Annotated in this window: 30 protein-coding genes; 29 read left to right on the forward strand and 1 reads right to left on the reverse strand. The window is 38.6% G+C overall.

From position 1 onward, the window contains the following. Positions 1-60: 60 nt before the first annotated feature. The 20 genes from folE to GY23_RS02830 all read left to right on the forward strand — a co-directional run bounded on the left by folE (position 61) and on the right by GY23_RS02830 (position 17,113). A complete protein-coding gene (folE, locus tag GY23_RS02735) occupies positions 61-630 on the forward strand; it encodes a GTP cyclohydrolase I FolE (protein WP_075617670.1) in 570 nt (189 codons plus the stop codon). A gap of 68 nt (positions 631-698) precedes the next feature. Further along, positions 699-920 (forward strand): trp RNA-binding attenuation protein MtrB, encoded by a 222-nt coding sequence (mtrB, locus tag GY23_RS02740; protein ID WP_075617671.1) that lies wholly within the window; start codon positions 699-701, stop codon positions 918-920. 215 nt (positions 921-1,135) lie between these two features. Then, on the forward strand, positions 1,136-1,792 hold the full coding sequence (locus GY23_RS02745; protein ID WP_245827546.1) for a heptaprenyl diphosphate synthase component 1: 657 nt from the start codon (positions 1,136-1,138) through the stop codon (positions 1,790-1,792). A 7-nt stretch (positions 1,793-1,799) separates the two neighbouring features. Further along, on the forward strand, positions 1,800-2,507 hold the full coding sequence (locus tag GY23_RS02750; RefSeq protein ID WP_075617673.1) for a demethylmenaquinone methyltransferase: 708 nt from the start codon (positions 1,800-1,802) through the stop codon (positions 2,505-2,507). 14 nt (positions 2,508-2,521) lie between these two features. Next, positions 2,522-3,496 (forward strand): heptaprenyl diphosphate synthase component II, encoded by a 975-nt coding sequence (hepT, locus tag GY23_RS02755; RefSeq protein WP_075617674.1) that lies wholly within the window; start codon positions 2,522-2,524, stop codon positions 3,494-3,496. 80 nt (positions 3,497-3,576) lie between these two features. After that, entirely contained in the window at positions 3,577-4,023 is a 447-nt protein-coding gene (gene ndk / locus GY23_RS02760; protein ID WP_075617675.1) for a nucleoside-diphosphate kinase, read from the forward strand. Positions 4,024-4,374: 351 nt separating this feature from the next. Further along, positions 4,375-5,556 (forward strand): chorismate synthase, encoded by a 1,182-nt coding sequence (aroC, locus tag GY23_RS02765; RefSeq protein WP_075617676.1) that lies wholly within the window; start codon positions 4,375-4,377, stop codon positions 5,554-5,556. A 2-nt stretch (positions 5,557-5,558) separates the two neighbouring features. Next, entirely contained in the window at positions 5,559-6,665 is a 1,107-nt protein-coding gene (aroB, locus tag GY23_RS02770) for a 3-dehydroquinate synthase (protein ID WP_075617677.1), read from the forward strand. Continuing rightward, the gene (aroH, locus tag GY23_RS02775; RefSeq protein ID WP_075617678.1) at positions 6,662-7,033 is read left to right on the forward strand and encodes a chorismate mutase; all 372 of its coding nucleotides are present in this window, start codon (positions 6,662-6,664) and stop codon (positions 7,031-7,033) included. The genes aroB and aroH overlap by 4 nt, the downstream gene beginning before the upstream one ends. 20 nt (positions 7,034-7,053) lie before the next feature. Beyond that, a complete protein-coding gene (gene hisC / locus GY23_RS02780) occupies positions 7,054-8,157 on the forward strand; it encodes a histidinol-phosphate transaminase (RefSeq protein WP_075617679.1) in 1,104 nt (367 codons plus the stop codon). Continuing rightward, positions 8,154-9,254 carry a prephenate dehydrogenase gene (locus tag GY23_RS02785; RefSeq protein WP_075617680.1) on the forward strand — a complete coding sequence of 367 codons (1,101 nt, stop codon included), beginning with the start codon at positions 8,154-8,156 and terminating at the stop codon, positions 9,252-9,254. Before hisC ends, GY23_RS02785 begins: the two co-directional genes overlap by 4 nt. Positions 9,255-9,395: 141 nt before the next feature. Continuing rightward, the gene (aroA, locus tag GY23_RS02790; RefSeq protein WP_075617681.1) at positions 9,396-10,703 is read left to right on the forward strand and encodes a 3-phosphoshikimate 1-carboxyvinyltransferase; all 1,308 of its coding nucleotides are present in this window, start codon (positions 9,396-9,398) and stop codon (positions 10,701-10,703) included. Between the two features lie 77 nt (positions 10,704-10,780). Then, positions 10,781-12,034 (forward strand): tetratricopeptide repeat protein, encoded by a 1,254-nt coding sequence (locus GY23_RS02795; RefSeq protein ID WP_139311076.1) that lies wholly within the window; start codon positions 10,781-10,783, stop codon positions 12,032-12,034. Between the two features lie 13 nt (positions 12,035-12,047). Beyond that, positions 12,048-12,602 (forward strand): ReoY family proteolytic degradation factor, encoded by a 555-nt coding sequence (locus GY23_RS02800; protein WP_075617683.1) that lies wholly within the window; start codon positions 12,048-12,050, stop codon positions 12,600-12,602. 47 nt (positions 12,603-12,649) lie between these two features. Then, positions 12,650-13,102 carry a YpiF family protein gene (locus GY23_RS02805; protein WP_075617684.1) on the forward strand — a complete coding sequence of 151 codons (453 nt, stop codon included), beginning with the start codon at positions 12,650-12,652 and terminating at the stop codon, positions 13,100-13,102. Positions 13,103-13,254: 152 nt separating this feature from the next. Then, positions 13,255-13,758, forward strand: coding sequence for a QcrA and Rieske domain-containing protein (locus GY23_RS02810; protein WP_075617685.1), 504 nt, complete (start codon positions 13,255-13,257; stop codon positions 13,756-13,758). 19 nt (positions 13,759-13,777) lie between these two features. Then, entirely contained in the window at positions 13,778-14,452 is a 675-nt protein-coding gene (qcrB, locus tag GY23_RS02815; RefSeq protein WP_075617686.1) for a menaquinol-cytochrome c reductase cytochrome b subunit, read from the forward strand. A 40-nt stretch (positions 14,453-14,492) separates the two neighbouring features. Then, positions 14,493-15,257 (forward strand): menaquinol-cytochrome c reductase cytochrome b/c subunit, encoded by a 765-nt coding sequence (locus GY23_RS02820; protein ID WP_075617687.1) that lies wholly within the window; start codon positions 14,493-14,495, stop codon positions 15,255-15,257. A gap of 57 nt (positions 15,258-15,314) precedes the next feature. After that, positions 15,315-15,911 (forward strand): lipoprotein heptaprenylglyceryl N-acetyltransferase LhaT, encoded by a 597-nt coding sequence (gene lhaT, locus GY23_RS02825; protein WP_245827548.1) that lies wholly within the window; start codon positions 15,315-15,317, stop codon positions 15,909-15,911. A gap of 515 nt (positions 15,912-16,426) precedes the next feature. Next, the gene (locus tag GY23_RS02830) at positions 16,427-17,113 is read left to right on the forward strand and encodes a zinc metallopeptidase (protein WP_075617688.1); all 687 of its coding nucleotides are present in this window, start codon (positions 16,427-16,429) and stop codon (positions 17,111-17,113) included. Between the two features lie 41 nt (positions 17,114-17,154). Here the strand turns inward: GY23_RS02830 and GY23_RS02835 are convergent, their stop codons facing one another. Then, on the reverse strand, positions 17,155-18,024 hold the full coding sequence (locus tag GY23_RS02835; protein WP_075617689.1) for a YitT family protein: 870 nt from the start codon (positions 18,022-18,024) through the stop codon (positions 17,155-17,157). A gap of 108 nt (positions 18,025-18,132) precedes the next feature. Between GY23_RS02835 and GY23_RS02840 the strand changes: the two genes are divergently transcribed. The 9 genes from GY23_RS02840 (at position 18,133) to panD (ending at position 25,314) form a co-directional block, all read left to right on the forward strand. Further along, entirely contained in the window at positions 18,133-18,465 is a 333-nt protein-coding gene (locus tag GY23_RS02840; protein ID WP_075617690.1) for a nucleotide pyrophosphohydrolase, read from the forward strand. A 2-nt stretch (positions 18,466-18,467) separates the two neighbouring features. Beyond that, positions 18,468-19,262 carry a 4-hydroxy-tetrahydrodipicolinate reductase gene (dapB, locus tag GY23_RS02845; protein WP_075617691.1) on the forward strand — a complete coding sequence of 265 codons (795 nt, stop codon included), beginning with the start codon at positions 18,468-18,470 and terminating at the stop codon, positions 19,260-19,262. Positions 19,263-19,281: 19 nt separating this feature from the next. Then, on the forward strand, positions 19,282-19,686 hold the full coding sequence (mgsA, locus tag GY23_RS02850) for a methylglyoxal synthase (protein ID WP_075617692.1): 405 nt from the start codon (positions 19,282-19,284) through the stop codon (positions 19,684-19,686). A gap of 16 nt (positions 19,687-19,702) precedes the next feature. Further along, positions 19,703-20,845 (forward strand): N-acetyl-alpha-D-glucosaminyl L-malate synthase BshA, encoded by a 1,143-nt coding sequence (gene bshA, locus GY23_RS02855; RefSeq protein WP_075617693.1) that lies wholly within the window; start codon positions 19,703-19,705, stop codon positions 20,843-20,845. Continuing rightward, positions 20,832-22,034, forward strand: coding sequence for a CCA tRNA nucleotidyltransferase (locus tag GY23_RS02860; protein ID WP_075617694.1), 1,203 nt, complete (start codon positions 20,832-20,834; stop codon positions 22,032-22,034). Before bshA ends, GY23_RS02860 begins: the two co-directional genes overlap by 14 nt. Further along, positions 22,012-22,995: a biotin--[acetyl-CoA-carboxylase] ligase gene (locus tag GY23_RS02865; protein WP_075617695.1), complete on the forward strand. Its 984-nt coding sequence runs from the start codon at positions 22,012-22,014 to the stop codon at positions 22,993-22,995. The genes GY23_RS02860 and GY23_RS02865 overlap by 23 nt, the downstream gene beginning before the upstream one ends. Before the next feature lie 247 nt (positions 22,996-23,242). Beyond that, positions 23,243-24,079 carry a 3-methyl-2-oxobutanoate hydroxymethyltransferase gene (panB, locus tag GY23_RS02870; RefSeq protein ID WP_075617696.1) on the forward strand — a complete coding sequence of 279 codons (837 nt, stop codon included), beginning with the start codon at positions 23,243-23,245 and terminating at the stop codon, positions 24,077-24,079. Continuing rightward, positions 24,076-24,927 carry a pantoate--beta-alanine ligase gene (panC, locus tag GY23_RS02875; RefSeq protein WP_075617697.1) on the forward strand — a complete coding sequence of 284 codons (852 nt, stop codon included), beginning with the start codon at positions 24,076-24,078 and terminating at the stop codon, positions 24,925-24,927. The genes panB and panC overlap by 4 nt, the downstream gene beginning before the upstream one ends. A 3-nt stretch (positions 24,928-24,930) precedes the next feature. Then, positions 24,931-25,314: an aspartate 1-decarboxylase gene (gene panD / locus GY23_RS02880; RefSeq protein WP_075617698.1), complete on the forward strand. Its 384-nt coding sequence runs from the start codon at positions 24,931-24,933 to the stop codon at positions 25,312-25,314. Positions 25,315-25,408 lie beyond the last annotated feature (94 nt).

A 25,408-nucleotide genomic window follows, 5' to 3' on the forward strand; every position in this document is an offset into this window, starting at 1 on the left:
ATTTATGGTTGTGCTAAGATGCACATAGAAAAAAGGTTTGTCTAGTCAGGGGAGTGCTTCATGTCGACAGTGAATTTACAACAAATAGAGCAAGCAGTAAAAATGATACTTGAAGCGGTTGGAGAAGATCCAAACCGTGAAGGATTAATTGAAACACCGAAACGCGTGGCGAAAATGTATGCAGAGATGTTCTCTGGATTGCAAGAAGACCCAAAAGAATATTTCAAAACCGTCTTTCATGAAGACCATGAAGAATTAGTATTAGTAAAAGACATTCCGTTTCATTCCATGTGTGAACATCATTTGGTTCCTTTTTATGGGAAAGCTCATATTGCATATATTCCAAGGGACGGGATCGTTACGGGTTTGAGTAAATTAGCACGTGCTGTGGAAACAACAGCGAGACGCCCGCAGCTTCAAGAGCGAATTACTTCTACAATTGCCGATTCGATTATGGAGATGTTAAATCCATATGGTGTTTATGTGGTGATTGAGGCGGAGCATATGTGTATGACGATGCGCGGAATAAAAAAACCAGGTGCCAAAACAGTTACGGCAGTTGCACGTGGGGTTTATGAAAAAGATGATATAAAACGTAGTGAGATTTTATCGTTCATCCAAATGAACTAGTAAGAAAACTTTAGTGATAATTTTATGCTATGATAAATAGACAAAAACGTTCATGAAGGAGAAATAGTATGGCACAAACAGAATACATTGTAATTCGTGCTGAAGAAGATGGAGTTCATGTAATTGGACTTACAAGAGGGACAGATACAAAATTTCATCACTCAGAAAAATTAGATCGTGGTGAAGTCATGATCGCACAATTTACAGAACACACTTCTGCAATGAAAATTCGTGGCAAGGCAGAAATTCAAACAACACACGGCATAATTTTTAGCGAAACTAAAAAATAGGTTCTGTCAACGTGAATGACTGGCCGGCCTGTGTTATAATGACAAAATACGACACAGGCAATATACCGAAATGGAGCACGTAAGATGAACGAACAAATCATTCAACAAACAATTGAAAAATTTAAGTCGAAAATACTGGTGTACGTTCGTCACCGGACTCTACGTAGACATACGGGGGAACCGGAATTACGTGATGACCGTTTATTTTTTTGCTATTGCCTTTACTAAACGGTAATCAGTGGAATGATGAACATGAACAGTCAGCTATTTCTGTTGCAGTCATTTACAGTGCATTAGCTGCACATGATCAAATAAAAGAACTAAATGCATCTTCTAAAAGCCAACAATTGACTGTGCTAGCGGGAGATTATTATAGTGGTCTTTACTATCAAATGTTAGCGCGGTTATCCAATGTTGAATTAATTCGAACGTTATCGAATGGAATTATAGATATTAGTGAGAAAAAAGCTTCTTTTTACGATGATGTGAAACAATCGTTTGAGGAATGGATGACATCGATTCAAACAATAGAAAGTTTATCAATTGAACAATATTATGAGCATTTTAATTTTAATCAATATAAACCATTTGTTCGGAGAGGTATGTTAATTCATCGAATTGAACATGAATTAGAACTTGTTAAACAAATGAAAGTTACGCGTTTCCAGGAATCTTTAGCATATAGTGAACAATATCTTGGTTATTCACGAAATTGGCAAGAATTATTAAAACTAGAGCTAGAAAAGCAAAAAATAATAATGATGGATGAAATATCACATTCTCACCTACTCGATAATTCTATCCAACAATTCTTAGTTGAAATGTATGGTCTAAGATTAAAAGAGCAAGTGTTAGTCATGAGAGAAAGGTGATATTGACATGACCCAATCAAAAGAACAACGTGTACATGAAGTATTTGAAAAAATATCTGGTAATTACGATCAGATGAATTCTGTCATCAGTTTTCAGCAACATAAAAAATGGCGTGAAGATACAATGGAGCGTATGAATGTCCAACAAGGAAGCACAACGCTTGATGTGTGCTGTGGCACAGCCGATTGGACGATTTCTATGGGGGATGCAGTAGGTCTTTCAGGAAAAGTCATCGGATTAGATTTTAGTCAAAACATGTTAAACGTCGGTAAAGAAAAAGTTAAAGCATATCCTCAGATTGAATTAATTCATGGGAATGCAATGGATTTACCTTACTCAGACAATATGTTCGACTACGTTACCATCGGATTTGGACTCCGCAATGTACCTGACTATATGCAGGTATTAAAAGAAATTAACAGAGTACTTAAACCGGGTGGGATGTTTGTATGTCTAGAAACATCACAATCAGAATTACCAGTGTACAAGCAATTGTTTCGTTTTTACTTTAAATTTATTATGCCGATTTTTGGAAAGTTTTTCGCGAAAAGTTACAAAGAGTATTCTTGGTTACAGGAATCTGCGAAAGATTTCCCTGGGATGAAAGCACTCGCAAAAATGCTTGAACAAGCAGGCTTTGATCAAGTTGAATACAAACCATATAGCGGCGGTGCAGCTGCAAGACATATTGGGATCAAAAAGATTAGTTACTGAGAGAAGGTTACATGGTGGAAAAGATGAAGTTGAAGATGCTCTATTCTGATATGCGTTCAGATTTAGATCTCATCGAAATAGAATTAGAAAAAGCGGTGAATTCGTCTTCAGACTTACTCAATGAAGCTTCTCTTCATTTATTACTTGCGGGAGGAAAGCGGCTACGACCCGTTTTTGTTTTGCTTGCAGCAAAATTCGGACATTATCAAATTGAACGAATGTTGCGAGTAGCAGTACCGTTAGAACTCATTCATATGGCGTCGCTAGTTCATGATGACGTAATCGATGATTCTGAGATGCGACGAGGACAATTGACTGTAAAAGCACAGTGGAATAATCGAGTTGCCATGTATACTGGTGATTTCATTTTTGCACGTGCTCTTGAATACATAACTGAAATTCAAAAGCCTGAGGCACATCGGATTCTTTCATATACAATGGTTGAAATTTGTGTTGGTGAAATTCTTCAAATCGAAGATAAATTCAAATTAGACCAACGCCTGCAAGATTATTTCAGAAGAATTAAAAGAAAAACAGCCTTATTAATCTCATCCAGTTGCCAATTAGGTGCATTGGTTTCAGATGCGGACCCAAAAACCATCATTCATTTAAAACGTTTCGGCTATTACGTAGGGATGTCATTTCAAATCATCGATGATATTTTAGACTTTACATCGTCAGATAAAGAGCTTGGAAAACCGGCTGGATCTGATTTAATTCAAGGTAATATTACATTGCCGATACTTTTCTTAAAAGATTCACCAGAATTCAGGCCAGCCCTTGAACATGCATTGTCAGGGAATATGACGGAAATTGAACGACTCGAACTAATCAAACGGATACGCGAATCAGATGCTATTGCCAAATCGAAAGCAATAAGTGACCGTTATTTGAAAAAGGCTTTAAAAGAGATTGATGAGCTCCCAGCATCACCTGCCAAAAAATCTCTGCGTGATATTGCCCTCTATATGGGGAAACGTAAATTTTAATAAGTTGTACAAATTTGAAGACAATGGTAATATTTTTAACGGTGGATAAAACCTAATGATAGTTTGAAGGAGTGTTTTTAATGGAAAGAACGTTTTTGATGGTAAAACCTGACGGAGTACAACGTAATTTAATCGGTGAAATCGTAGGTCGTTTCGAGAAGAAAGGCTACCAATTAGTTGGAGCAAAATTAATGCAAATTACACCAGAACTTGCTGGTGAACACTATGGTGAACATAAAGAGCGTCCGTTCTTCGGTGAACTAGTAGAATTCATTACCTCTGGACCAGTTTTCGCAATGGTTTGGGAAGGCGAAAATGTAATTGCTACTTCTCGTTTGCTAGTTGGAGCTACAAACCCTAAAGAATCAGCTCCAGGAACAATTCGTGGTGACTTTGCAGTAACTGTTGGCAAAAACATCATTCACGGTTCTGACTCAGCTGAAAGCGCTGTTCGTGAAATTGGTTTATTCTTCAAAGAAGAAGAGCTTGTTTCTTACTCAAAAGACGCTAACAACTGGATTAACTAATCGTCTAAACAGTCAAATGATTTCTCATTTGGCTGTTTTTTTATATTAATTAGAAAGTATGCATTTTTCAAATATTTTCATACAATTAGAAGTAAAATTATTATACTATTATAGGTAGTAAGGAAAGAAAGGTATCCGAGAGCAATTTCGGGTATCTCAAACAGTCTTAATGTCTAGCTACTAGCGCCACTTCGCGCCTCCGCTTCAGAAAAAAAACGAAATCGGTTTTTGTCGTTTCTTCTGTCGGAGTCGAGCTAGAATGGCGTTTTTCGTTTTTCTATGTGAAAATGAAAATAATTTGTGGTATAGTGTTATTTAAAATACTTTAGCGAGTTGAAGGGGGAAAGTGTTATGCGTTATTTAACAGCTGGTGAATCTCACGGTCCACAATTGACCGCAATTATAGAAGGATTGCCTGCACAACTGAACATTACTGCAGACATGATTAATAAAGACTTAAAAAGAAGGCAAGGAGGTCATGGGAGAGGTAGACGTATGCAAATTGAGACCGATACGGTTGAAATTACATCAGGCGTCCGTCATGGGAAAACTTTAGGTTCACCTGTTGCGCTTGTTGTGACAAATGATGACTGGAAACATTGGACACATGTCATGGGAATAGAGCCATTAAACGAAGGACTTAATCCCGAGGACATTAAACGCCAGATTACACGTCCACGCCCTGGACATGCTGATTTAGTAGGTGGAATGAAATATGGTCATACGGACTTGCGAAACGTCTTAGAACGGTCATCTGCACGTGAAACGACGGTACGTGTGGCAGTTGGAGCGGTAGCCAAGCAATTGCTTTCTGAACTTGGGATCAGTATTGTCTCTCATGTAACAGAAATTGGTGGAATTAAAGCCGATCCATCTAAAGCTGAAGGGCTATCTGTTTCACAAATTCGACAAATTATTGAAACTGACCCTGTTTATTGTGTAGACGAAGAAGCATCAAAACAAATGGTTTCCGCAATCGATGAAGCAAAAGAAAATGGTGATTCGATTGGTGGAGTCGTTGAAATAATTGTCGAAGGGATGCCAGCTGGTATAGGAAGCTATGTGCATTATGACCGCAAACTTGATGCTAAACTTGCAATGGCAGTGATGAGCATTAATGCCTTTAAAGGGGTAGAAATAGGTTTAGGTTTTGAAATGGCACGTAAACCTGGGAGCCAAGTTCATGATGAAATTGTTTGGGATCAAGAACAAGGGTACAGCAGAACTACAAACCGACTGGGTGGGTTAGAAGGCGGCATGTCGACAGGAATGCCTATTGTTATACGTGGTGTGATGAAACCAATTCCAACGTTGTATAAACCTCTACAAAGCGTGGATATCTCTACTAAAGAACCATTTAAAGCAAGTATTGAACGTTCGGACAGTTGTGCGGTTCCTGCAGCTTCAGTGGTAGCTGAACATGTTGTGGCATGGGAAATTGCTAACGCGATTCTCGATAAGTTTCATAGTGATCAAATGCCTCAACTACTTGAATCGATTCATCAACATCGAGCTTACACAAAGGAGTTCTAAGCATGCACACCATATCAATCGATATGCAAGATAAACAGTACGACGTTCATGTAGGATCATCTATATATGAGACTGTATTGCCTCTTTATAAAGATCAATTACTTCGCGCTGATCATGTGGTTATATTTGTAGATGAAGTGGTTGCTAAACTGCATCTAGAGCGATTACTGAAACCGCTCCAATCAATTGTGAGCAATCAGATCGATGTGTATGAATTACCTTCAGGTGAATCATGTAAATCAGTTGAAACATTCATGGCGTGCCACTCATTCCTACTTGAGAAAGGGTGCACAAGAAAATCCATCGTGTTTGCTTTTGGCGGGGGGGCATGTGGAGATTTGGTTGGTTTTGTCGCGTCTACTTTTATGAGAGGCATCCCATTCTTCCAATGCCCGACGACCATTTTAGCTCATGATAGTGCAGTCGGTGGTAAAACAGCAATTAATCATCCCCAGGGGAAAAATATGATTGGTACCTTTTATCAACCGGATGCGGTGCTATTTGATGTATCGATATTAAGCACATTGCCACAACAGGAAATATTATCCGGCATGGCAGAAGTCATCAAACATGCACTTATTTCAGATCATGCTTGGGTAGAAGAGTTGTGTTCACTCTCAACTTTTGATGAACTTTCACCTTCGAAATATTTAACCTATTTAGTAAAAGGTATTCAAGTTAAAACACAAATTGTCGAGGCAGATGAGTTTGAACAATCTGTTAGAAAGTATCTTAATTTTGGTCATACATATGGACATGCGATTGAAGCTTCAAATGGATATGGCAAAATAACACATGGTGAATCTGTTGCAATCGGTTTAGTGTTTGCGCTTATTTTAAGTGAAAAAATTGTTTCGCTTCATAAAGGAACTGCCAGGAAACTATTTGAAGTACTTTCGGAATTTGGCTATTCATTTAATCCCGTCCTACAACATGATTTAAACACACTCCTGAGCTATATGAAACGTGACAAAAAAGCATCTTTCGGTGATCTTCATTTTGTATTACTTGAGAAAATTGGAGTACCTGTTATGAAGGTTGTGTCACTACAAGACATAATATGGGCGGATACACAATTACGAAAATGGAGTAAGGAGGGGTACAAATGATGCGAGGCATAAGAGGAGCAACAACTGTTACTGAAGATTCACCTCAACATATTTTAGAAGAAACAGAAAAACTTATCTTAACGATGGCAAGAGAGAACAATATCGAACCCGAAGATGTTGCATCAGTGATTGTTTCTACAACAACAGATATTCACGCTGCATTTCCAGCAAAAGCCGTTCGCAGTATTCCAAAATGGACTTATGTACCGGTTATGTGCACACATGAAATGGACGTACCAGGTGCAATTACGTTATGTATCCGCGTGTTGATGCATGTAAATACAGATCGTGCTCAACGTGATATTCAACATATCTATTTAAATGAAGCGATGAAATTGCGACCGGATTTAATTTCAACTAAGATGTAAGAAAGAAGAGGCGATTGACTATGAAGTGGAAAAATCAACTAACTGGAATGAAGCCTTACCAACCGGGACATTCCGTAGATGAAGTGAAAAAAATGTTCGGACTTAACGAAATAGTGAAACTTGCATCAAACGAAAATCCTTTTGGTTCATCACCAAAAGTAAATGAGTTTTTGGATAAGTTATCGACGAACCACGCAATTTATCCTGATGGATACGCAAGTGGTTTACGTCATGCATTGGCTGAATCATTAGACGTAAAAGAAAGTCAATTGATGTTTGGCAATGGTTCCGATGAGATTATTATGATCATTTCTCGTGCACTACTACAACCTGGAGTTAATACGGTCATGGCGACACCTACTTTTTCACAATATCGTCATAACGCAATTGTTGATGGTGCAGAAGTTCGGGAAGTCAAACTGAACAAAAACGGATCGCACGATTTACAAGAAATGCTCCGTCAAATCGATGAAAATACTGCAGTGGTTTGGTTGTGTTCACCAAATAATCCAACGGGTACATTAATTGAACAAGCGGAACTTGAAGAGTTTGTTCAAAAAGTACCAAAAGAGGTTTTAATTGTTTTAGATGAAGCCTATTTCGAATACATAAATGAACCAACATACAAAAATTCAACTGAGCTTGTTAAAAATCATGAGAATTTCCTTGTCATGAGAACATTTTCAAAAGCTTATGGTCTTGCTGGATTCCGTGTGGGATATGCAATTGCTCAAGAAGAATTGATCTTCCGTTTAGATCCAGTGCGAGCACCCTTTAATAATACGGTCCTTAGTCAAGCCGTTGCATTAATTGCATTACAAGACACGTCGTTCCTTGATGAATGTAAGGTTAGTAATGAAATTGGCAAAAAGCAATTTGAAGCTTTTGCATCTGCACACAATTTACACATCTATCCGTCACATGGAAATTTTGTGTTATTCGAAGTAAAAGCAGATAGTGATTTTGTATTTGAAGAGCTGATGAAAAGAGGGTATATCATCCGTAGTGGGAATGCACTTGGTGCGCCTCGTTATATTCGGGTCACCATTGGTACGCAACAACAAAATGAAGATTTCTTAGTAAATTTACTAGATGTATTAGTGGAAAATGGAGTTTTTGCATGACGTCACATGTGTTGATTGTAGGATTAGGCTTAATCGGCGGTTCACTTGCTTTAGCCATACAAAAGAATCCAAAAGTCAGTATTATTGGGTTTGATATTGATCCACACACCGTCCGTCAAGCGAAAAAATTAGGTGCCATTCATGAAATGGCTTTTAATTTAAGTGAATCGGCACGAATTGCAGATATCATTGTTTTTGCGACTCCTGTTCATACAACTGTGCAACTGATGAATGAAGTACAAAATTGGACATTGAAAGAAAACGTCATTTTAACAGATACGGGCAGCACGAAAAAAATCATCATGGAAAAGGCGAGATCACTCAGACAAAAAGGCATTACGTTCATTGGTGGACATCCCATGGCTGGTTCCCATAAAAGTGGGGTATTGGCGGCCAAGCCACATTTATTCGAGAATGCCTTCTATTTGCTGACTCCCTTGGCTCATGAAGATGAAAATCAAATCTTGAAATTAAAAGAGATTCTGGAACCGACCAAAGGAAAGATCCATCTTGTGACAGCGGAAGAACATGATCACATGACAGCAGTAGTCAGCCACTTCCCACATATCATCGCAGCGTCGCTGGTTCATCAATTATCAGGTGAAAATGAAGGATTCCCTTTTACAAGTCAACTTGCTGCAGGGGGGTTTCGGGACATTACCCGAATTGCTTCATCAAACCCAGTCATGTGGCGAGATATTACCGTACAAAATCGTTTAGAACTGATTAGCCAGCTTGAGAAATGGCAAGATGAAATGGATACCGTTAAATCATTGCTGATGAATGCAGAGCCAGCTCATATTGAACATTATTTTTCAAGAGCAAAACATGTGAGAGATGAATTGCCGATCACTTCTCAAGGAGCAATATATTCAGTTTATGACTTATATGTAGATGTTCCAGATTATCCAGGTGTTATTTCCGAAGTTACTGCGCTCTTAGCTAAACATTTGATTAACATAACTAATTTACGAATCGTAGAAACGCGTGAAGATGTGTTTGGAATTTTAGTAATTAGTTTTCAATCGGCTGAAGACCGCACACGTGGAGCGGGAAGCATCGAAGCAGAAACAAACTTCGAAACATATATTTCATAAGAAAAGCGTAAAGGGTCACCTTAGCCCGACACTGTGCTGAAAGGATGAAAGGTGAATAAATCGCCTTTCTGACCCCATAGATGTGCCCACTGGCTGGTGCTTGGAGCCAGGCAGGTAATATGAAAGAGAGGTGGTTATGAATTGAAAGATTCCATTAAACTAAGTGCAAACCAATTGCCAATACAAGGTACACTCCGAGTACCTGGAGACAAATCAATTTCCCATCGTTCGATTATGTTTGGTGCGATGGCGCAAGGTCGAACAACAGTCAGTGGCTTTCTCCTCGGTGATGATTGTTTAAGCACGATTTCTTGTTTCCAAAAACTCGGGGTGGATATTCAAGTAAATGACACCAATGTCATTATCAATAGCGATGGAATGGACAAGTGGATAGAACCGATTGAAATACTAGATACAGGTAATTCGGGCACAACCACACGCCTGATGCTAGGGATTCTTGCCGGATCAGACGTTCATGCTGTACTAGTTGGCGATGAATCAATTGCGAAAAGACCGATGAAACGTGTCATTGAACCATTGAGACAAATGGGAGCTCAAATTTCTGGGAGAAGTGGTGGGCAATTTACCCCACTCGCTATCCAAGGAACTGCATTGACTGCTATTGACTACACCATGCCGGTTGCAAGTGCACAAGTTAAATCTGCCATTTTATTGGCGGGACTACGTGCGCAGGGTGTAACGACAGTGAGAGAAATGGAAGTTACTCGAGATCATACCGAGCGTATGCTGAGTAAATTTGGAGCAGTGATTTCATCAGAAAACAGAGTGATAAAATTGCAAGGTGGGCAACAATTGACTGGGACTCATGTAGAAGTGCCTGGTGACATTTCTTCCGCAGCTTTCTTTTTAGTTGCGGGAGCCATTGCAAAAGAAAGTAGAATCCGCTTAGAGCATGTTGGGTTAAATCCGACGCGCACTGGAATCCTTGACGTACTAAACCTGATGGGTGCTAAAATGGAAGTTGAAATGAATGACTCGATAGATGATGAACCAATTGGCAGTGTCACGATTAATTCTTCCGTATTAAAAGGAATTGAAATAGGCGGAGATTTAATTCCTAGATTAATTGACGAGATTCCAATCATTGCATTGCTTGCTACTCAAGCTCATGGAACAACCGTGATTAAAGATGCAGAGGAGTTAAAGGTAAAAGAAACAGACCGCATCTCGGCAGTTGTAGATGAACTGAAAAAATTAGGTGCTGATATTGAGGGGACAAATGATGGAATGATCATACGAGGGCCAGTAACGTTATCTGGGGGGCAATTGCAATCATATGGAGACCACCGTATCGGGATGATGGCTGCGATCGCATCTGTTATAGCGACGCAACCAATCGAAATCGAACAGGCTTCGTGTATTTCGGTATCCTATCCAAACTTCTTTGAACATTTGCACATTATGTCGTCTTCTGGAACTCTCCGCTAGTCGGGGAGTTTTTTCTTGTGAATGGGATAGTCGTGATGTAGCATATGGTAAGAATAGAAAGAGATCGGGTGATAATGATGGAAATTAGTCAACAATTTATTAAAGCAATCGAAAATGGCGATATACAAACGGTCCAATCCCTAATTGAACCATTACAACTTGCAAGCGAACCAGAATTTCAATATGAAATTGCTAATATGCTCGTGCAAGCTGGCTATTTGAAGGAAGGCCAGCAAGTACTTGAACACCTACAATTCCTATTTCCGGAAGAAGCGCAATTAAAAATAGATCGAGCACAAGTGCTAATGGAGATTAATGAAGAAGATGAGGCTCTCTTGTTGTTGACAAGCATTGAAGAACATGCAGATGAATATCCTCAAGCTCTTTTAAGTTTAGCTGATTATTACCAAATGCAAGGATATTACGAAGTTGCTGAGCAAAAAATTAATCAAGCGCTCGCTTTATTGCCAGAGGAACCATTATTGATTTTTGCAAAGGCTGAATTGTTGCTTGAAACGGGAAAATATTTAGAATCTGTCCGTTTATATGAAAATTTGAAAGGACAAATGGATGAAATTGCCGGAATTCGTTTATCTGAACGCTTAGCTGAGGCGTATAGTGCTGGAGCGGCATTTGAGGATGCGATTCCCTATTACGAAGAATCTTTATCTGACCACGTGACACCAGACTTGTTGTTTGGGCTCGCATATGCTGCTTTTCAAGCTGGCCGGTATGAAATGTCTGTACGTAAGTTGAATGAAGTAAAAACATTGGACCCAGACTATTTTTCAGCCTATTTATTGTTGGCACAAGCATACAGCATGGTAGAAGACAATCAACAAGCATACGATGCAATATTAGAAGGTTTAAGACGTGATGAGTATGATAAAGAGTTGTATTTGTTCGCTGGTAAATTGGCTTTGAAATTAGGAAGAACCACGGAAGCTGAGCAACATCTACGACAAGCAATTACATTAGATCCCGAATATATGGAAGCGACAATCACACTTGTAGCTTATCTTCATGCCGCAGAAAAAGATGAAGAAGTCATTGAATTAGTGGAATTAATTTCACATAATCAAGATGATTGGTCAGCATTATATCCCTTCGCAGCCGATGCATATGCCAAAGAAGAAAATTTTCAATGTGCATATGAATTTTATTCTTTGGCATATACTGACCATAAGGAAGACCCAGTTTTCATGGAAAAATACGCTTATTTTCTATTACAAGAAGGAAAACGTGAGGAAGCTCTAGAAATAAGTAAGCAACTAGCTGTTTTGCAACCAAATGAGGAAAGATGGCAAGAAGTGATTGAATCTTTGTCTTGAAAGGAGGAGGAGTATGACCGCATCTGTTTCTGTGACGGAAAAGAAAGAATTTGTTCGTTGGTTTTTGAAACGATATCAAATGAAACGTCGGGAATGCGTTTGGATCCTCAATTATTTATTAAGCCATGATGATTTGCTTCAAAAAGTGCATTTTGTTGAGGAAGCTCATTATTGCCCTAGAGCAATGGTGATGTCTGTGACTGAATCAAATGGTGTCCCGTTTCGCTTTTACAAAGGAAACTTAATGACTGCAGATGCTGAAAAGTCTTTTCACGATTTGCGTTTACATCCAAATGAAGATATGTTTATTCAGTTGAACTTTCCAAATGTCCCACCAAGTTCGGAATATTTAGCGGTATTAGAAGAAAATCCATTTATGCCAAAATTTTTGCATATAAATGATAAAGATCGGCAGATAGCTGAAGAAGTACTGAAAATAAGCATGGATTCATTTAGAGAAGAACATATATTAAAACAAATAGATGCAGCTTTAGATGCTAATAATAAAGAAAGATTTTTTGAGCTATCTAAACTGTTACAAGTGATGAAAGAGCCATCTAAATCTTAACTTCATCGTACATACGATGAAGTTTTTTGTTGAGGGGAAATGAAGAAATGTATTGGAATTCAAAAGATATTAGTGTTTTTTTAGAACAAAAAGAATTTGTTGATACTGCGGTCATTCCATTATTACTAATTGATGGACAAGCCAGCCAACTTAAACAAAGTGCATCAAGTGCTGAATTTTTAATGGCGCTAACAGCGTTTATTGAGAAGCAATTTAAGGGTAGAATAGTATTGATGCCACCTGTTTCGTATACAAAACAGGCAAATCGTCAACTATTGGGAAATGAATGGAAAGACTTGTTGAAAGAAGCTGGTTTTAAACACTTGTTTTTTGTATCATGTGATATGTATTGGGCGACAGAAGCGAATGATTTAAACGTTATCTTTACCCCATCTATTCCATTAGAACATATGGATCAAAAATTGCGTCAAACCGTATTAGACGATCAATTAAGACAAATAATACCAGTGTTTGCTAAGCGATGGTCCGAAACGACTTAATAAGCGTCAAGAAATGTTCAAAAAGTATCGTTTGATGGCATTGGAATATTGACCTTCCTTTTTTATTGAGCTATCATAGAACTGTCCTAGTTTTACTATTTTGTACAAATATGTCCGGTTGGACTGACCTTTAAGTTAGAGGGGGGAAAAACATGAGTAACAATCGTGTATCTAGACGTCAATTCCTAAACTATACATTGATGGGTGTAGGTGGATTCATGGCTGCGGGAATGATGATGCCGATGGTGCGTTTTGCTGTCGATCCAGTATTGCAAAAAGCTGGAGGCGGTGACTTTATACCAACAGCAAAAAAAGTGGCAGATATCACTAATGTACCAGAACGCGTAGACTTTTCCTTTGAACAAGTTGATGCATGGTATACATCGGAAGTAACAAGTACGGCTTGGGTTTACAAAGAAGGCAACTCTATTATTGCGTTATCTCCAGTATGTAAACATTTAGGCTGTACAGTGAACTGGGCTGGTAGTCCAGATCATCCAGAGCAATTCTTCTGTCCTTGTCACGCTGGCCGTTATGAGAAAAACGGTAAAAACATAAAAGGTACACCACCTCTTGGTCCATTGGATGAGTTTGAAGTGAAAGAGCAAGACGGTCTGTTGTATATCGGAAAAACACGACCAAATACATTAGTTTAAGTTAGGGGGTACGACGTCAGTGCTAAATAAAATCTATGATTGGGTCGATGAACGTCTGGATATTACTCCTATTTGGCGTGATATTGCAGATCATGAAGTTCCAGAGCACGTAAACCCTGCACACCATTTTTCTGCATTCGTTTATTGTTTCGGGGGGTTAACGTTCTTCGTCACAGTGATTCAAATTCTATCAGGTATGTTTTTAACAATGTACTATACACCTGATATTGAAAATGCATGGAAATCAGTTTACTACTTACAAAATGAAGTAGCATTCGGTGAAATTGTGCGTGGTATGCATCACTGGGGAGCTTCTCTAGTAATCGTGATGATATTCCTACATACATTACGTGTATTCTTTACAGGTTCTTATAAAAAACCACGTGAACTTAACTGGGTAGTCGGCGTATTAATCTTCGGCGTTATGTTAGGATTAGGTTTCACAGGTTATCTACTTCCTTGGGATATGAAAGCGTTATTTGCAACGAAAGTAGGTATTGAAATTGCAGCATCTGTACCATTTATCGGTGGTGCAATTAAAACCTTGTTAGCCGGAGATGCAACTATTCTTGGTGCACAAACGTTAACACGATTCTTTGCGATTCATGTATTCTTCTTACCAGCTGCTTTGCTTGGGTTGCTTGCAGCGCATTTCATTATGATTCGTAAACAAGGTATTTCAGGACCGTTGTAAGTAACAGCGTCTTTGATAATTTCTAAAAGGAGGGGACACTATGCATCGCGGAAAAGGGATGAAATTTGTCGGGGATTCTCGTATACCAGCTACACGTACGTCTAGAATTCCACGTGACTATTCCGAGTATCCGGGTAAAACAGAAGCTTTCTGGCCTAACTTTTTATTAAAAGAATGGTTAGTTGGTGCTGTTTTCTTAATCGGTTATCTGATATTAACTGTTGCACATCCATCACCACTTGAACGTCAAGCGGATCCAACAGACACAGGGTATATTCCATTACCAGACTGGTATTTCTTATTCTTGTATCAATTACTTAAATATGAATTTGCTTCAGGTCCATATAACGTGATTGGAGCAATTATTGTTCCTGGACTAGCATTTGGAGCATTAATGCTTGCACCATTTATGGATAAAGGACCTGAACGCCGTCCATTTAAACGACCTTTACCAACAGGATTTATGTTGCTTGCAATTGCAGGTATCATGTTCTTAACTTGGGAATCGGTTGCTAACCATGACTGGGAAGCAGCGAAAGCTCAAGGTGAAATTCGTGAAGAAGCACAATTCGATACAACAGCCGAAGGGTATACACTTTACGAAGCTTCATCTTGTATCCAATGTCATGGTAACGCGTTCGAGGGTGGTCTTGGACCAAGTTTAGCTACTACAGCCTACACTGCTGAAGAAATTGCAGACATAGCAGTACACGGTATCGGCACAATGCCTCCAGATCAATGGAAAGGCAGCGATGAAGATTTACAAAAATTAGCTACCTTCATTGACGAATTAAGTCCAGAATAATGCTAGAAAAGAGTCAGGAAACTGGCTCTTTTTTTGTACATAAGGAGTCGTATTTTAGTGAATCTCATAATCACTCAAATTAAATTTTTATTATTTAATCGAACATTTATGTGGCTGTTGCTAATTGTTAATATCGTCGGTACGGCATATGGATATTATTGGTATAAATGGCAACTTGAGATTACTGACCCAATATTTTTAATTTTTGTTCCAGATAGTCCCACGGCAAGTCTATTTTTTTCCATTGCATTACTGGGATGGTTATTAGGGAAACATTTTAAATTAATCGAAGCACTTGCATTAATCACTTTAGTCAAATATGGATTATGGGCAGTCGTTATGAATATTTGGACTCAGTTTGAAGCGGGTCCAATTGGTTTTGTTGGCTGGATGTTAGTTGTCAGTCATTTTGCAATGGCCGTTCAAGCCGTATTGTATATGTCTAAATATAAATTCACATGGATTCATATTCTAATTGCTTCAATATGGACAATCCATAATGACGTCATCGACTATGTATTTGGTCAAATGCCCATTTACAGAAGTCTAAGTGAACATACTCAAGCTATTGGGTATTTTACTTTTTGGCTATCAATCGCTTCCATTGCACTTGCGATCTACGTCGCTAATTCGTCACCCGTTAAAAAAACCTGACAAAATGTCGCCAGGTACTTTATTTCGATTGAAAACTTCTAAGGGTCATTGTCACATCAATGTTCTCAGGTCGCTATGGATGCGTCAATATTGCCCCTTGATTTAAACAAAAAAGAGATGGATGCGGGCCAGTAGGCATCCGTCTCTCGCTTGTATCCCCAATTTGAACAGTAAGTTTTATTGTGGCAACTAAAGAGTTGTTATATACCTTTATCTAACAATTGGTCGAAGATGAAATTTCGATATCCCACGGCTCATCTTTTTACAGGAAGTGTCGATTATCTAGTACCCAAATTTTAAAAAATTGCACGAAACTTTCTAGAGCTATTAGAGATCTAACGTAATATGGTATCTACTGCTAGTAATTCGATAGACTTTAACGTATTTAGAATAGGAAAAGATTTGAACACTGGGTTCGTGGTAGTTTCAAGTCTCTTTCTCATATTTTACTAAACCAAAATAGTTGCCCAAATTCCTTCTGACATATAAAATTAGCGGTAGATAGATATAGGAGGATGGTCCATTTGGAAATTCTGATCTACTTTGCCGTAATACTGATAATCCCACTTTACGCGCAATTCAAAGTTAAACGTACGTATAAAAAATACTCGAAAGTACGATCAACTTCGGGCATGACCGGTGCTCAAGTAGCTCGTTTAATTTTAGATCAAAATGGTTTGCGTGATGTACAAGTAGTTGAAAGTCGAGGTTTTCTTAGCGATCACTACAATCCAATGACAAAAATTGTAGCTTTATCTTCACATAATTTTCATGAGGCAAGTGTTGCAGGTACTGCAATTGCAGCTCATGAGGTTGGGCATGCTATCCAGCATAAAGAGGCATACTCCTTCCTGAAAATACGACATATGTTAGTGCCTGTAGCCAATATTTCATCAAATGCATCGTGGGTTTTTGTAATGATCGGGATATTTGCACAAATGTCCGGTTTATTACTTCTAGGTATAGTTTTACTTGGTGTAGGTGTTGTCTTCCAAATAGTGACGTTACCAGTTGAATTCAATGCCTCAAATCGTGCAATGACTCAAATTGTGTCACATGGGGTTATTCGCAATGAAGAAGAACGCTATGCTCGTAAAGTATTAAATGCTGCGGCAATGACTTATGTAGCTGCAACAGCAGTGGCTGTTTTTGAATTATTGCGTTTGATTCTCATCTTTACGGGAATGAATCGAAACGAATAGAAAAAAACTCACGAGCATGAACAACATGCTTCGTGAGTTTTTTAATCTATTGGGCGTTTTTGTTCGTCAAGTGTAAAACCTTCACCCATAACATCATGTACTTCAGTTACTGATACAAATGCATGTGGGTCAATGGAATTAATAATATTTTTCAGTCTCACTATTTCATTTTTGCCGACAACACAATATATGACTTCACGGTTGTCCTTCGTGAAATGGCCATACCCACGAAGGACCGTGACGCCGCGGTCCATTTCTTCCGCAATCCGATCGGCAATTTCACCCTGGAACTCAGAGATGATGAAAGCGCCACGAGCGGCATAAGCTCCTTCTTGAACAAAATCAATGACACGTGCCCCGATGAATACAGCTACAAGCGTGTACATCATTGAGCGGGAATTCAAAAATGTCAGCCAAGACACAAATATAACGACTGCGTCAAACATAAACATTGTTTTTCCCATGCTCCAACCAAGATATTTATGTGCAAGACGGGCAATGATATCAACCCCACCAGTCGTACCGCCATATCTGAATATAATCCCTAGTCCTATACCGATAAATACTCCGGCAAATAGCGCGGCCAAAAACAAATCATCCTGGATATGAATATCGAATTCGTATATTTGGAAAATTTTCAAAAATACAGAGACAGAAACTGTTCCAATTATTGTATAAACAAAAACTTTCTGCCCAAGAAGACGCCATCCAAGGAAAAACATTGGTATATTTAATACCAAATTCATTATTGCTGGATCTAAATTGAATTCGAAAAACAAAATTAATGTTATTCCGCTAAAACCACCTTCACCTAAATGGTTTTGTATATTAAAGTGTAGGAAACCAAAGCTGAAAATTGCAGAACCAAGCATAATGAATAATACATTTTTTAGTTTAATGCCTTTAAGCATCGAACCACCCCATTTTCTAATAACTATCCTCTGGTAATTATCAATCATTTTCAGTCTTTTGACAACTGCATTCCTTATTATTAGGATAGTATGAGGAGCGTGAAACGAATGAATACTCAAAAAACAATGAATACATTACAAAAAGAGGTCGACGATTACATTGGTCAGTTCAAAGAAGGGTATTTTCCTCCATTTGAAATGCTAGCAAGGATGACGGAAGAGCTTGGTGAACTAGCGAGAGAAGTACAACATGTACATGGAATGAAAAAGAAAAAATCGACCGAAGCACAAAAGAGCATGGAGGAAGAACTAGGGGATTTATTGTTTGTTCTTATATGTTTTGCTAATGCTGAAAAGATTAATATGCAACAAGCTCATGACCGAGTAATGGAAAAATTTAAAGTTAGAGATCAGCACCGCTGGACATTGAAGGAGGAATAGATATGATACGAGTCGCAATAGGTGGCCCCCGAGGCAAGATGGGACAAGAAGCTGTACATACTGTAATGAAAAATGAGAATATGGAGCTAGTAGCAGTTCTTGATCACAAAGAAATTGGGGAATCATTAAGTGAATCACCAGAATTTCCTGCTAGTTATGATGTACCCGTATTTTTGGATTTAGAAAGTTTGATCTTTACAATTAAGCCAGATGTCTTTGTCGATTTGACAACACCTCACCAAGTATTTGAACATACCACGATGTGTTTACAACATGGTGTTCGGCCTGTGATTGGAACGACTGGGTTTACTGATGAACAATTACAATATTGTACGACATTAGCGAAAAACAAAGATTTGGGTTGTATCATTGCCCCCAATTTTGCGATTGGTGCTGTGTTAATGATGAAATTTGCATCGTTGGCGGCAGCTTATTTTCCGGATGTGGAAATAATCGAAATGCATCATGATCAAAAACTGGATGCACCTTCTGGTACCGCTTATAAAACAGCTCAAATGATTGCTGAAGTACGTCCGACACATAAACAAGGTCACGTAGAGGAAAAAGAGACATTACCTGGTGCAAGAGGGGCATCCTATGATGGGATACAAATACATAGTGTTCGTTTACCTGGCTTAATTGCTCACCAACAAGTGTTGTTTGGAGGAGATGGACAACTCTTTACGCTACGACATGATTCATTTAACCGGCAATCATTTATGTCAGGTATATCATTTTCAATAAATCAAGTAATGGACTTGAAAGAGTTAATATACGGACTAGAAAATATTTTATAAGAGATAGGTTGGTGACCTCATGAAAATTGCTTTAATTGCCCATGACCGTAAAAAAGATGACTTGATTCAGTTTGTGACTGCTTATCGAAATATATTAGCTGAACATGAGCTATGTGCAACTGGGACAACTGGACAACGAATTATTGATGAAACAGGATTGTCTGTATTGAGATACCGATCTGGTCCACTAGGTGGAGACCAACAAATAGGAGCAATGGTAGCTCAAAATGCAATGGACATGATTATTTTCTTCCGTGATCCTTTAACAGCACAACCTCATGAGCCTGATGTGACAGCACTCATACGGTTATGTGATGTCTACCAAATTCCGTTAGCTACCAATATGGGCACAGCTGAAGTTTTATTAAAAGGTTTACAAGAAGGATTTATCGACTGGCGATTATTGGAAGGTAGACGATCATAAGAAAGGAAGTGGCATCGTGAAGAAATTAAAAATCGGCGTCACATGCTATCCAACAGTAGGCGGCTCTGGGGTGATTGCAACAGAGTTAGGAAAATTACTAGCTCTGCGTGGTCATGAAATTCATTTTATTACATCGAGCATGCCATTCCGGTTAAACCGTATGGTGCCGAATATTTTCTTTCATCAAGTGGAAGTGAATAGTTATTCGGTATTTCAGTATGCTCCGTACGATATAGCTCTAGCAAGTAAAATGGCTGAAGTGATCAAAAAGGAAAATCTTGATATCCTTCATGTCCACTATGCCATTCCACATGCTGTGTGTGCAATATTAGCCCGTGATATGGCAGGACAAAACGTGGGCATCGTAACCACACTACATGGTACGGATATAAGTGTTCTGGGTTATGACTCATCGCTCACTGGTGCAATTCGTTATGGAATTGAAAAGTCAGATGCAGTGACGACCGTTTCAGAATCCTTGAAAAAACAAACCATGGATTTAATCCAACCAAATCAAAAGCTTGAAACTATTTATAATTTTGTTGATGAACGAGAGTACATGCCCCATGTAACATCAAATGTAAAATCGTACTTTAATATTCAAGAAGACGAAAAAGTAATCGTTCATGTATCGAACTTCCGCAAGGTAAAACATGTTGATGACGTAGTATCGAGTTTTGCTTATATACGAAAAGAAATGGCTGCAAAGTTACTTTTGGTTGGAGATGGACCAGAAATGAACAATATCATAAAACTTGTTGCCTATTTAGGCTTGGAAAAAGATGTGATTTTCTTGGGCAAGCAAGATAATGTGTCAGAGATTTATGCAATGAGTGATTTGAATTTATTGCTTTCAGAAAAAGAAGCATTTGGTCTAGTTTTATTAGAAGCTATGGCATGCGGTGTTCCTTGCATTGGGACAGACGTTGGAGGAATCCCTGAAGTGATAGACCATGGATTGAATGGTTTTATTGTTCCTCTGAATGATGTTGAAGCGGTTGCAGGTTTTGCATTGCAAATCCTGACAAATCCTGACTTGCACAAACGAATGAAAACCGCAGCGGTTCAAACTATCGAAAATAAATTTCATTCATCGATGATTGTCTCTCAGTACGAAAAACTATACGAGAAGGTAGTTAAGTTGCATGTCCACAACTGAGACCAAACAATGGCAAGTTGGAAAAGAAATCATTAAGACTCTTAAGCAAAAAGGATATGAAGCAGTATTTGTAGGCGGAGCTGTTCGTGATTTCGTTCGAAATAAGGTAGCGAATGATATCGATATTGCCACAAGTGCTCTACCCGAAGAGGTAAAAGCGATTTTTAAGCGTACTGCTGATGTGGGCCTCGCGCATGGTACTGTACTCGTAATCGAAGATTTTGTACCAATAGAAGTCACGACTTTTCGAACAGATGGCGAATACGAAGACCATCGCAGGCCAACTGATGTGAAATTTGTTCGCTCACTAGAAGAAGATTTAAAACGTAGGGATTTCACTATAAATGCACTTGCTATGACAGAGGATTTTCATATTATCGATTTGTTCGACGGACAACGTGATCTGGAAAATGGATGTATTCGAACAGTAGGAAACCCTTTAAATCGCTTTAACGAAGACGCCTTGAGAATGCTTCGAGCGATTCGATTTACTGCCCAACTTGGCTTTTCAATCGAATCCACTTCCTTTGAAGCAATCAAATCCCGCGCACATGAGATTTCTTTTGTATCAGTTGAACGAATATCTGCAGAGCTTGAAAAAATATGGATGAGTGCTAATTTATTTCAAGGGATTAAAAGTTTGGTTAAGAGCAATTTGGCAAGTCATCTACCGGGAGATCACGCATTTGCAAATGATAAATGGAAAACTTTAGGTAATCCACAAAATAGCTCTGTTTGCTGGGCATATTTATGTTTATTAAATAAACAACCCGTGGTAGCTCAACTTGCTAAACAATATAAATTATCCAACGACTTGAAAAACCAAATTACTCAACTTGTAAAAGCAACCCAAATTCGCTGTAATGGTTTTTTCACAATCGAGGATTTATACCAGTTTAGTGAAGACGTACTTGTACAAGCAGAGATACTCGCATCCAAATTAAAGGATGATAATGAACCTCTTCAAATTGACAAATTGGTACACCTTAAAAAATCGTTGCCAATTCAATCAATTCGTGAACTTGCGGTTACCGGTCAAGATATAATGGAATGGTTCGATAAACCTGGAGGTCCATGGTTAAAAGAAACACTCACTCAAATTGAACGTGCTGTGCTACACCAAAAGGTAACAAATGATGCTACCTATATAAAGGAATGGCTATTAAATGAATCCAATCATAAAGAATGAGATTACAAAACGACTTTTATTTGCAAATGGTCAACCCATTTCGGGTCAACAACTGGCCGACGATTTCAGCATATCGCGAACAGCAATCTGGAAACATATAAAGGAACTGGAAGATGAGGGATATGGAATTGAGACGATCAAGAAAAAAGGATATGTTCTTACTTCATCACCCGATTCATTGCAGCCTGCAAAAATCGAACAACATTTAAAGACGGAACGTTTTGGTCATAACATTCATTATCATGTAGTGTGTGCATCAACTCAGCCAATCGCACACCAGCTTGCGCAGGGAGAGGCACCCGACGGTACGGTTGTTTTATGTGAAGAACAAACAGCAGGGAAAGGTCGTTTAGCACGTGCCTGGACCTCGACCCAAGGCAAAGGCATTTGGATGAGTGTTGTGATTCGTCCGGAAATCCCACCAACAAAAGCACCTCAATTCACACTGTTAGCAGCGGTTGCTGTCGCTAGAGCAATTGAAGAGGTTGCAGATGTTCGAGCTGAAATAAAATGGCCAAATGATTTGTTGATAAATGGTAAAAAGTGTACAGGTATCTTAACTGAACTGCAAGCAGATGTTGACCGTGTTCATGCGATTATTTTAGGCATTGGTGTAAATGTGAATCAACAACAATCAGATTTCCCTGAAGAAATCCAATCAATCGCTACCTCTATACAAATGATTACAGGACAGCCTGTTGATCGAGCGAAACTCGTAGCACATATCCTGAATCACTTAGAAGTTTATTCGGATATGTATGTAAAGCATGGTTTTGCACCACTAAAAATTTTGTGGGAAAGCTACTCTTGTACGCTTGGAAAACGAATAAAAGCGATTATGATTCATCAACAAATTGTAGGGACTGCACTTGGGATTACTGATGAAGGCGTATTACAGATAAAAACAGATGACGGGGAAATTCACGGAGTTTATTCTGCCGATATTGAAATTCAAAAATAGGTATTCATGAAAAATATTGTGGAATGTGAAATTTGTTTCTGTTATAGTGTACGAGAAGGGCAGTATCTGAGTAGAACTGCACCTGAAGCAACAAACATCTAAACCTAAAAATTAATAGTATTCTGCCTTGATCTTAATCGACAGGGACGGAGGAAACCAATTCATTTACTTACAACACCCTTCTGTCCATTTTGGCCTGAAGGGTTTTTATTTTGGTTTTCTCTCCGAAAAAGAGAGGAGCTAGGAAATGAAAACGTCGACTGATTTTATCAACATGAAAAAAGAAAACAATAAAATTATTATGTTAACTGCATATGATTTTCCGTCTGCAGAACTTGCTGCGAAAGCAGGTGTAGAGGTCATTCTTGTAGGTGATTCACTTGGGATGGTTGTACTGGGATATGATTCAACTGTACTCGTTACTATGGAAGATATGATTCATCATGGAAAAGCAACGAGACGTGGGGCACCAGATACATTTATTGTCGTTGATATGCCATTTGGTTCGTACCATGGATCACTTGATGTGACCTTAGCGAATGCGGTTCGCTTGTTCCAAGAAACGAACGCTCAGGCATTAAAAGTTGAAGGTTCAGAGCAAGTAATTGATGTGATTCGATTACTGTCACGAACTGGGATTCCGGTAGTTGCCCATCTTGGACTTCTTCCTCAAAGTGCAAGCGTCTCAGGTGGTTATAAAGTCCAGGGCAGAACAGCCCTAGCAGCCCAAAAATTAATTGAAGATGCAAAAGCATGTGAAATGGCAGGAGCAATAATGTTGGTACTTGAATGTATTCCATATCAATTAGCCAAGACCATCTCAGAAACACTGACCATTCCGGTTATTGGAATAGGAGCAGGTGCTGAAACTGATGGGCAAGTTCTTGTTTTCCATGACACAGTTACTTACGGAAGTCATCATATGCCGAAATTTGTAAAAGCCTTTGCACAAGCAGGAAAAGAAATCTCTTCTGGTATTCAGCAATATGTTGATGAAGTGAAATCAGGCGAGTTTCCGGCACCAGAGCACAGATTCACCATGAAGGACAATGAATTGAAACAGTTATACGGAGGCACTGAATGATCCAGGTTGAATTAATAAAGGATTTAAAAGAAAACATTAAAATTGCGAAATCATCCAACAAGAGTATTGGATTTGTGCCAACAATGGGATACTTGCATGAAGGACATATGGCACTAGTGAATCAGGCTAGAATTGAAAATGATTTCGTTGTAATGAGCATTTTTGTCAATCCTGCACAGTTCGGACCAAATGAAGACTTAGATCGTTATCCACGCGATTTGGAACGAGACACAAAAATGGCAATAGAAGCAGGGGTAGACCTGTTGTTTTACCCGCAAGCACATGAAATGTATCCAAAAGACGGCGGGATTTCAATTCAAGCGGGACAGCTTGCAAATGTCTTATGTGGGGCTTCAAGACCGGGTCATTTCGATGGTGTCCTAAAAGTGGTGACAAAACTCTTTCATTTAATTAATCCGACACGTGTGTATTTTGGTCAAAAAGATGCACAACAACTTGCCATTATTGAGACACTTGTTCGAGATTACAATTTCCCACTTGAAATTCGAAGAGTTGAAACTGTCCGTGAAGTGGATGGCTTAGCAAAAAGCTCTCGCAATGTATTCCTAAGTGAGGCAGAGCGTAAGCAAGCACCTGCTATTAATCGAGGACTCCATCTAGGGGTCGATTATTTTATGAAGACTTTTGAAGCGGAGAAAGCGAAGCAATTAACAATTCAACATATTGAACAATTCACATCAGGTAAAATTGATTACGTTGAATTGTTAAGTTATCCAGACTTGTCGATAGAATTAGCCGATGCATCTACGATTATATTAGCCGTAGCTGTATTTTTCGAAAAAGCACGTTTAATTGATAATATAATCATTAATATTAATGAGGTGTAACCTATGTTACGTATGATGTTAAATTCAAAAATTCACCGTGCTGTAGTTACAGAAGCGGATTTGAATTATGTAGGAAGTATTACGATTGATCAAAACTTGTTGGATGCAGTCGGTATGTTGCCGAATGAAAAAGTGCATATTGTTAACAACAATAATGGTGCTCGTTTTGAAACATATATTATTGCAGGTGAAAGAGGCAGTGGCGTGATTTGTGTAAACGGTGCTGCAGCTCGTCTTGTTCAAAGAGGGGACGTCGTTATTATTTTATCGTATGTATATATGATGAATGACGAAGCGATTAGTCATAAACCAACTGTTGCGATTATGAATGAAAATAATTCTATTCGTGAAATTATTAGTTACGAACCAGAAGCGACAGTAATGTAATGAATGAAAGAGGTGCCACATTCGGCACCTCTTTTTTAATGGTGTGAATTACACGTGTACTTGGAATTTGTGATACAATTTTTCTGATAGAAGT

The sequence above is a fragment of the Paenisporosarcina indica genome (assembly GCF_001939075.1).
Taxonomy (GTDB): domain Bacteria; phylum Bacillota; class Bacilli; order Bacillales_A; family Planococcaceae; genus Paenisporosarcina; species Paenisporosarcina indica.

Bases quoted from the DNA above. Each gene is read 5' to 3' on its own strand.
- folE (WP_075617670.1), top strand. From the start codon at position 61: ATGTCGACAGTGAATTTACAACAAATAGAGCAAGCAGTAAAAATGATA.
- mtrB (WP_075617671.1), top strand. From the start codon at position 699: ATGGCACAAACAGAATACATTGTAATTCGTGCTGAAGAAGATGGAGTT.
- GY23_RS02750 (WP_075617673.1), top strand. From the start codon at position 1,800: ATGACCCAATCAAAAGAACAACGTGTACATGAAGTATTTGAAAAAATA.
- ndk (WP_075617675.1), top strand. From the start codon at position 3,577: ATGGAAAGAACGTTTTTGATGGTAAAACCTGACGGAGTACAACGTAAT.
- aroC (WP_075617676.1), top strand. From the start codon at position 4,375: ATGCGTTATTTAACAGCTGGTGAATCTCACGGTCCACAATTGACCGCA.
- aroB (WP_075617677.1), top strand. From the start codon at position 5,559: ATGCACACCATATCAATCGATATGCAAGATAAACAGTACGACGTTCAT.
- aroH (WP_075617678.1), top strand. From the start codon at position 6,662: ATGATGCGAGGCATAAGAGGAGCAACAACTGTTACTGAAGATTCACCT.
- hisC (WP_075617679.1), top strand. From the start codon at position 7,054: ATGAAGTGGAAAAATCAACTAACTGGAATGAAGCCTTACCAACCGGGA.
- GY23_RS02785 (WP_075617680.1), top strand. From the start codon at position 8,154: ATGACGTCACATGTGTTGATTGTAGGATTAGGCTTAATCGGCGGTTCA.
- GY23_RS02795 (WP_139311076.1), top strand. From the start codon at position 10,781: ATGGAAATTAGTCAACAATTTATTAAAGCAATCGAAAATGGCGATATA.
- GY23_RS02800 (WP_075617683.1), top strand. From the start codon at position 12,048: ATGACCGCATCTGTTTCTGTGACGGAAAAGAAAGAATTTGTTCGTTGG.
- GY23_RS02805 (WP_075617684.1), top strand. From the start codon at position 12,650: ATGTATTGGAATTCAAAAGATATTAGTGTTTTTTTAGAACAAAAAGAA.
- GY23_RS02810 (WP_075617685.1), top strand. From the start codon at position 13,255: ATGAGTAACAATCGTGTATCTAGACGTCAATTCCTAAACTATACATTG.
- GY23_RS02820 (WP_075617687.1), top strand. From the start codon at position 14,493: ATGCATCGCGGAAAAGGGATGAAATTTGTCGGGGATTCTCGTATACCA.
- GY23_RS02830 (WP_075617688.1), top strand. From the start codon at position 16,427: ATGGTCCATTTGGAAATTCTGATCTACTTTGCCGTAATACTGATAATC.
- GY23_RS02835 (WP_075617689.1), bottom strand. From the start codon at position 18,024: ATGCTTAAAGGCATTAAACTAAAAAATGTATTATTCATTATGCTTGGT.
- GY23_RS02840 (WP_075617690.1), top strand. From the start codon at position 18,133: ATGAATACTCAAAAAACAATGAATACATTACAAAAAGAGGTCGACGAT.
- dapB (WP_075617691.1), top strand. From the start codon at position 18,468: ATGATACGAGTCGCAATAGGTGGCCCCCGAGGCAAGATGGGACAAGAA.
- mgsA (WP_075617692.1), top strand. From the start codon at position 19,282: ATGAAAATTGCTTTAATTGCCCATGACCGTAAAAAAGATGACTTGATT.
- GY23_RS02860 (WP_075617694.1), top strand. From the start codon at position 20,832: ATGTCCACAACTGAGACCAAACAATGGCAAGTTGGAAAAGAAATCATT.
- GY23_RS02865 (WP_075617695.1), top strand. From the start codon at position 22,012: ATGAATCCAATCATAAAGAATGAGATTACAAAACGACTTTTATTTGCA.
- panB (WP_075617696.1), top strand. From the start codon at position 23,243: ATGAAAACGTCGACTGATTTTATCAACATGAAAAAAGAAAACAATAAA.
- panC (WP_075617697.1), top strand. From the start codon at position 24,076: ATGATCCAGGTTGAATTAATAAAGGATTTAAAAGAAAACATTAAAATT.
- panD (WP_075617698.1), top strand. From the start codon at position 24,931: ATGTTACGTATGATGTTAAATTCAAAAATTCACCGTGCTGTAGTTACA.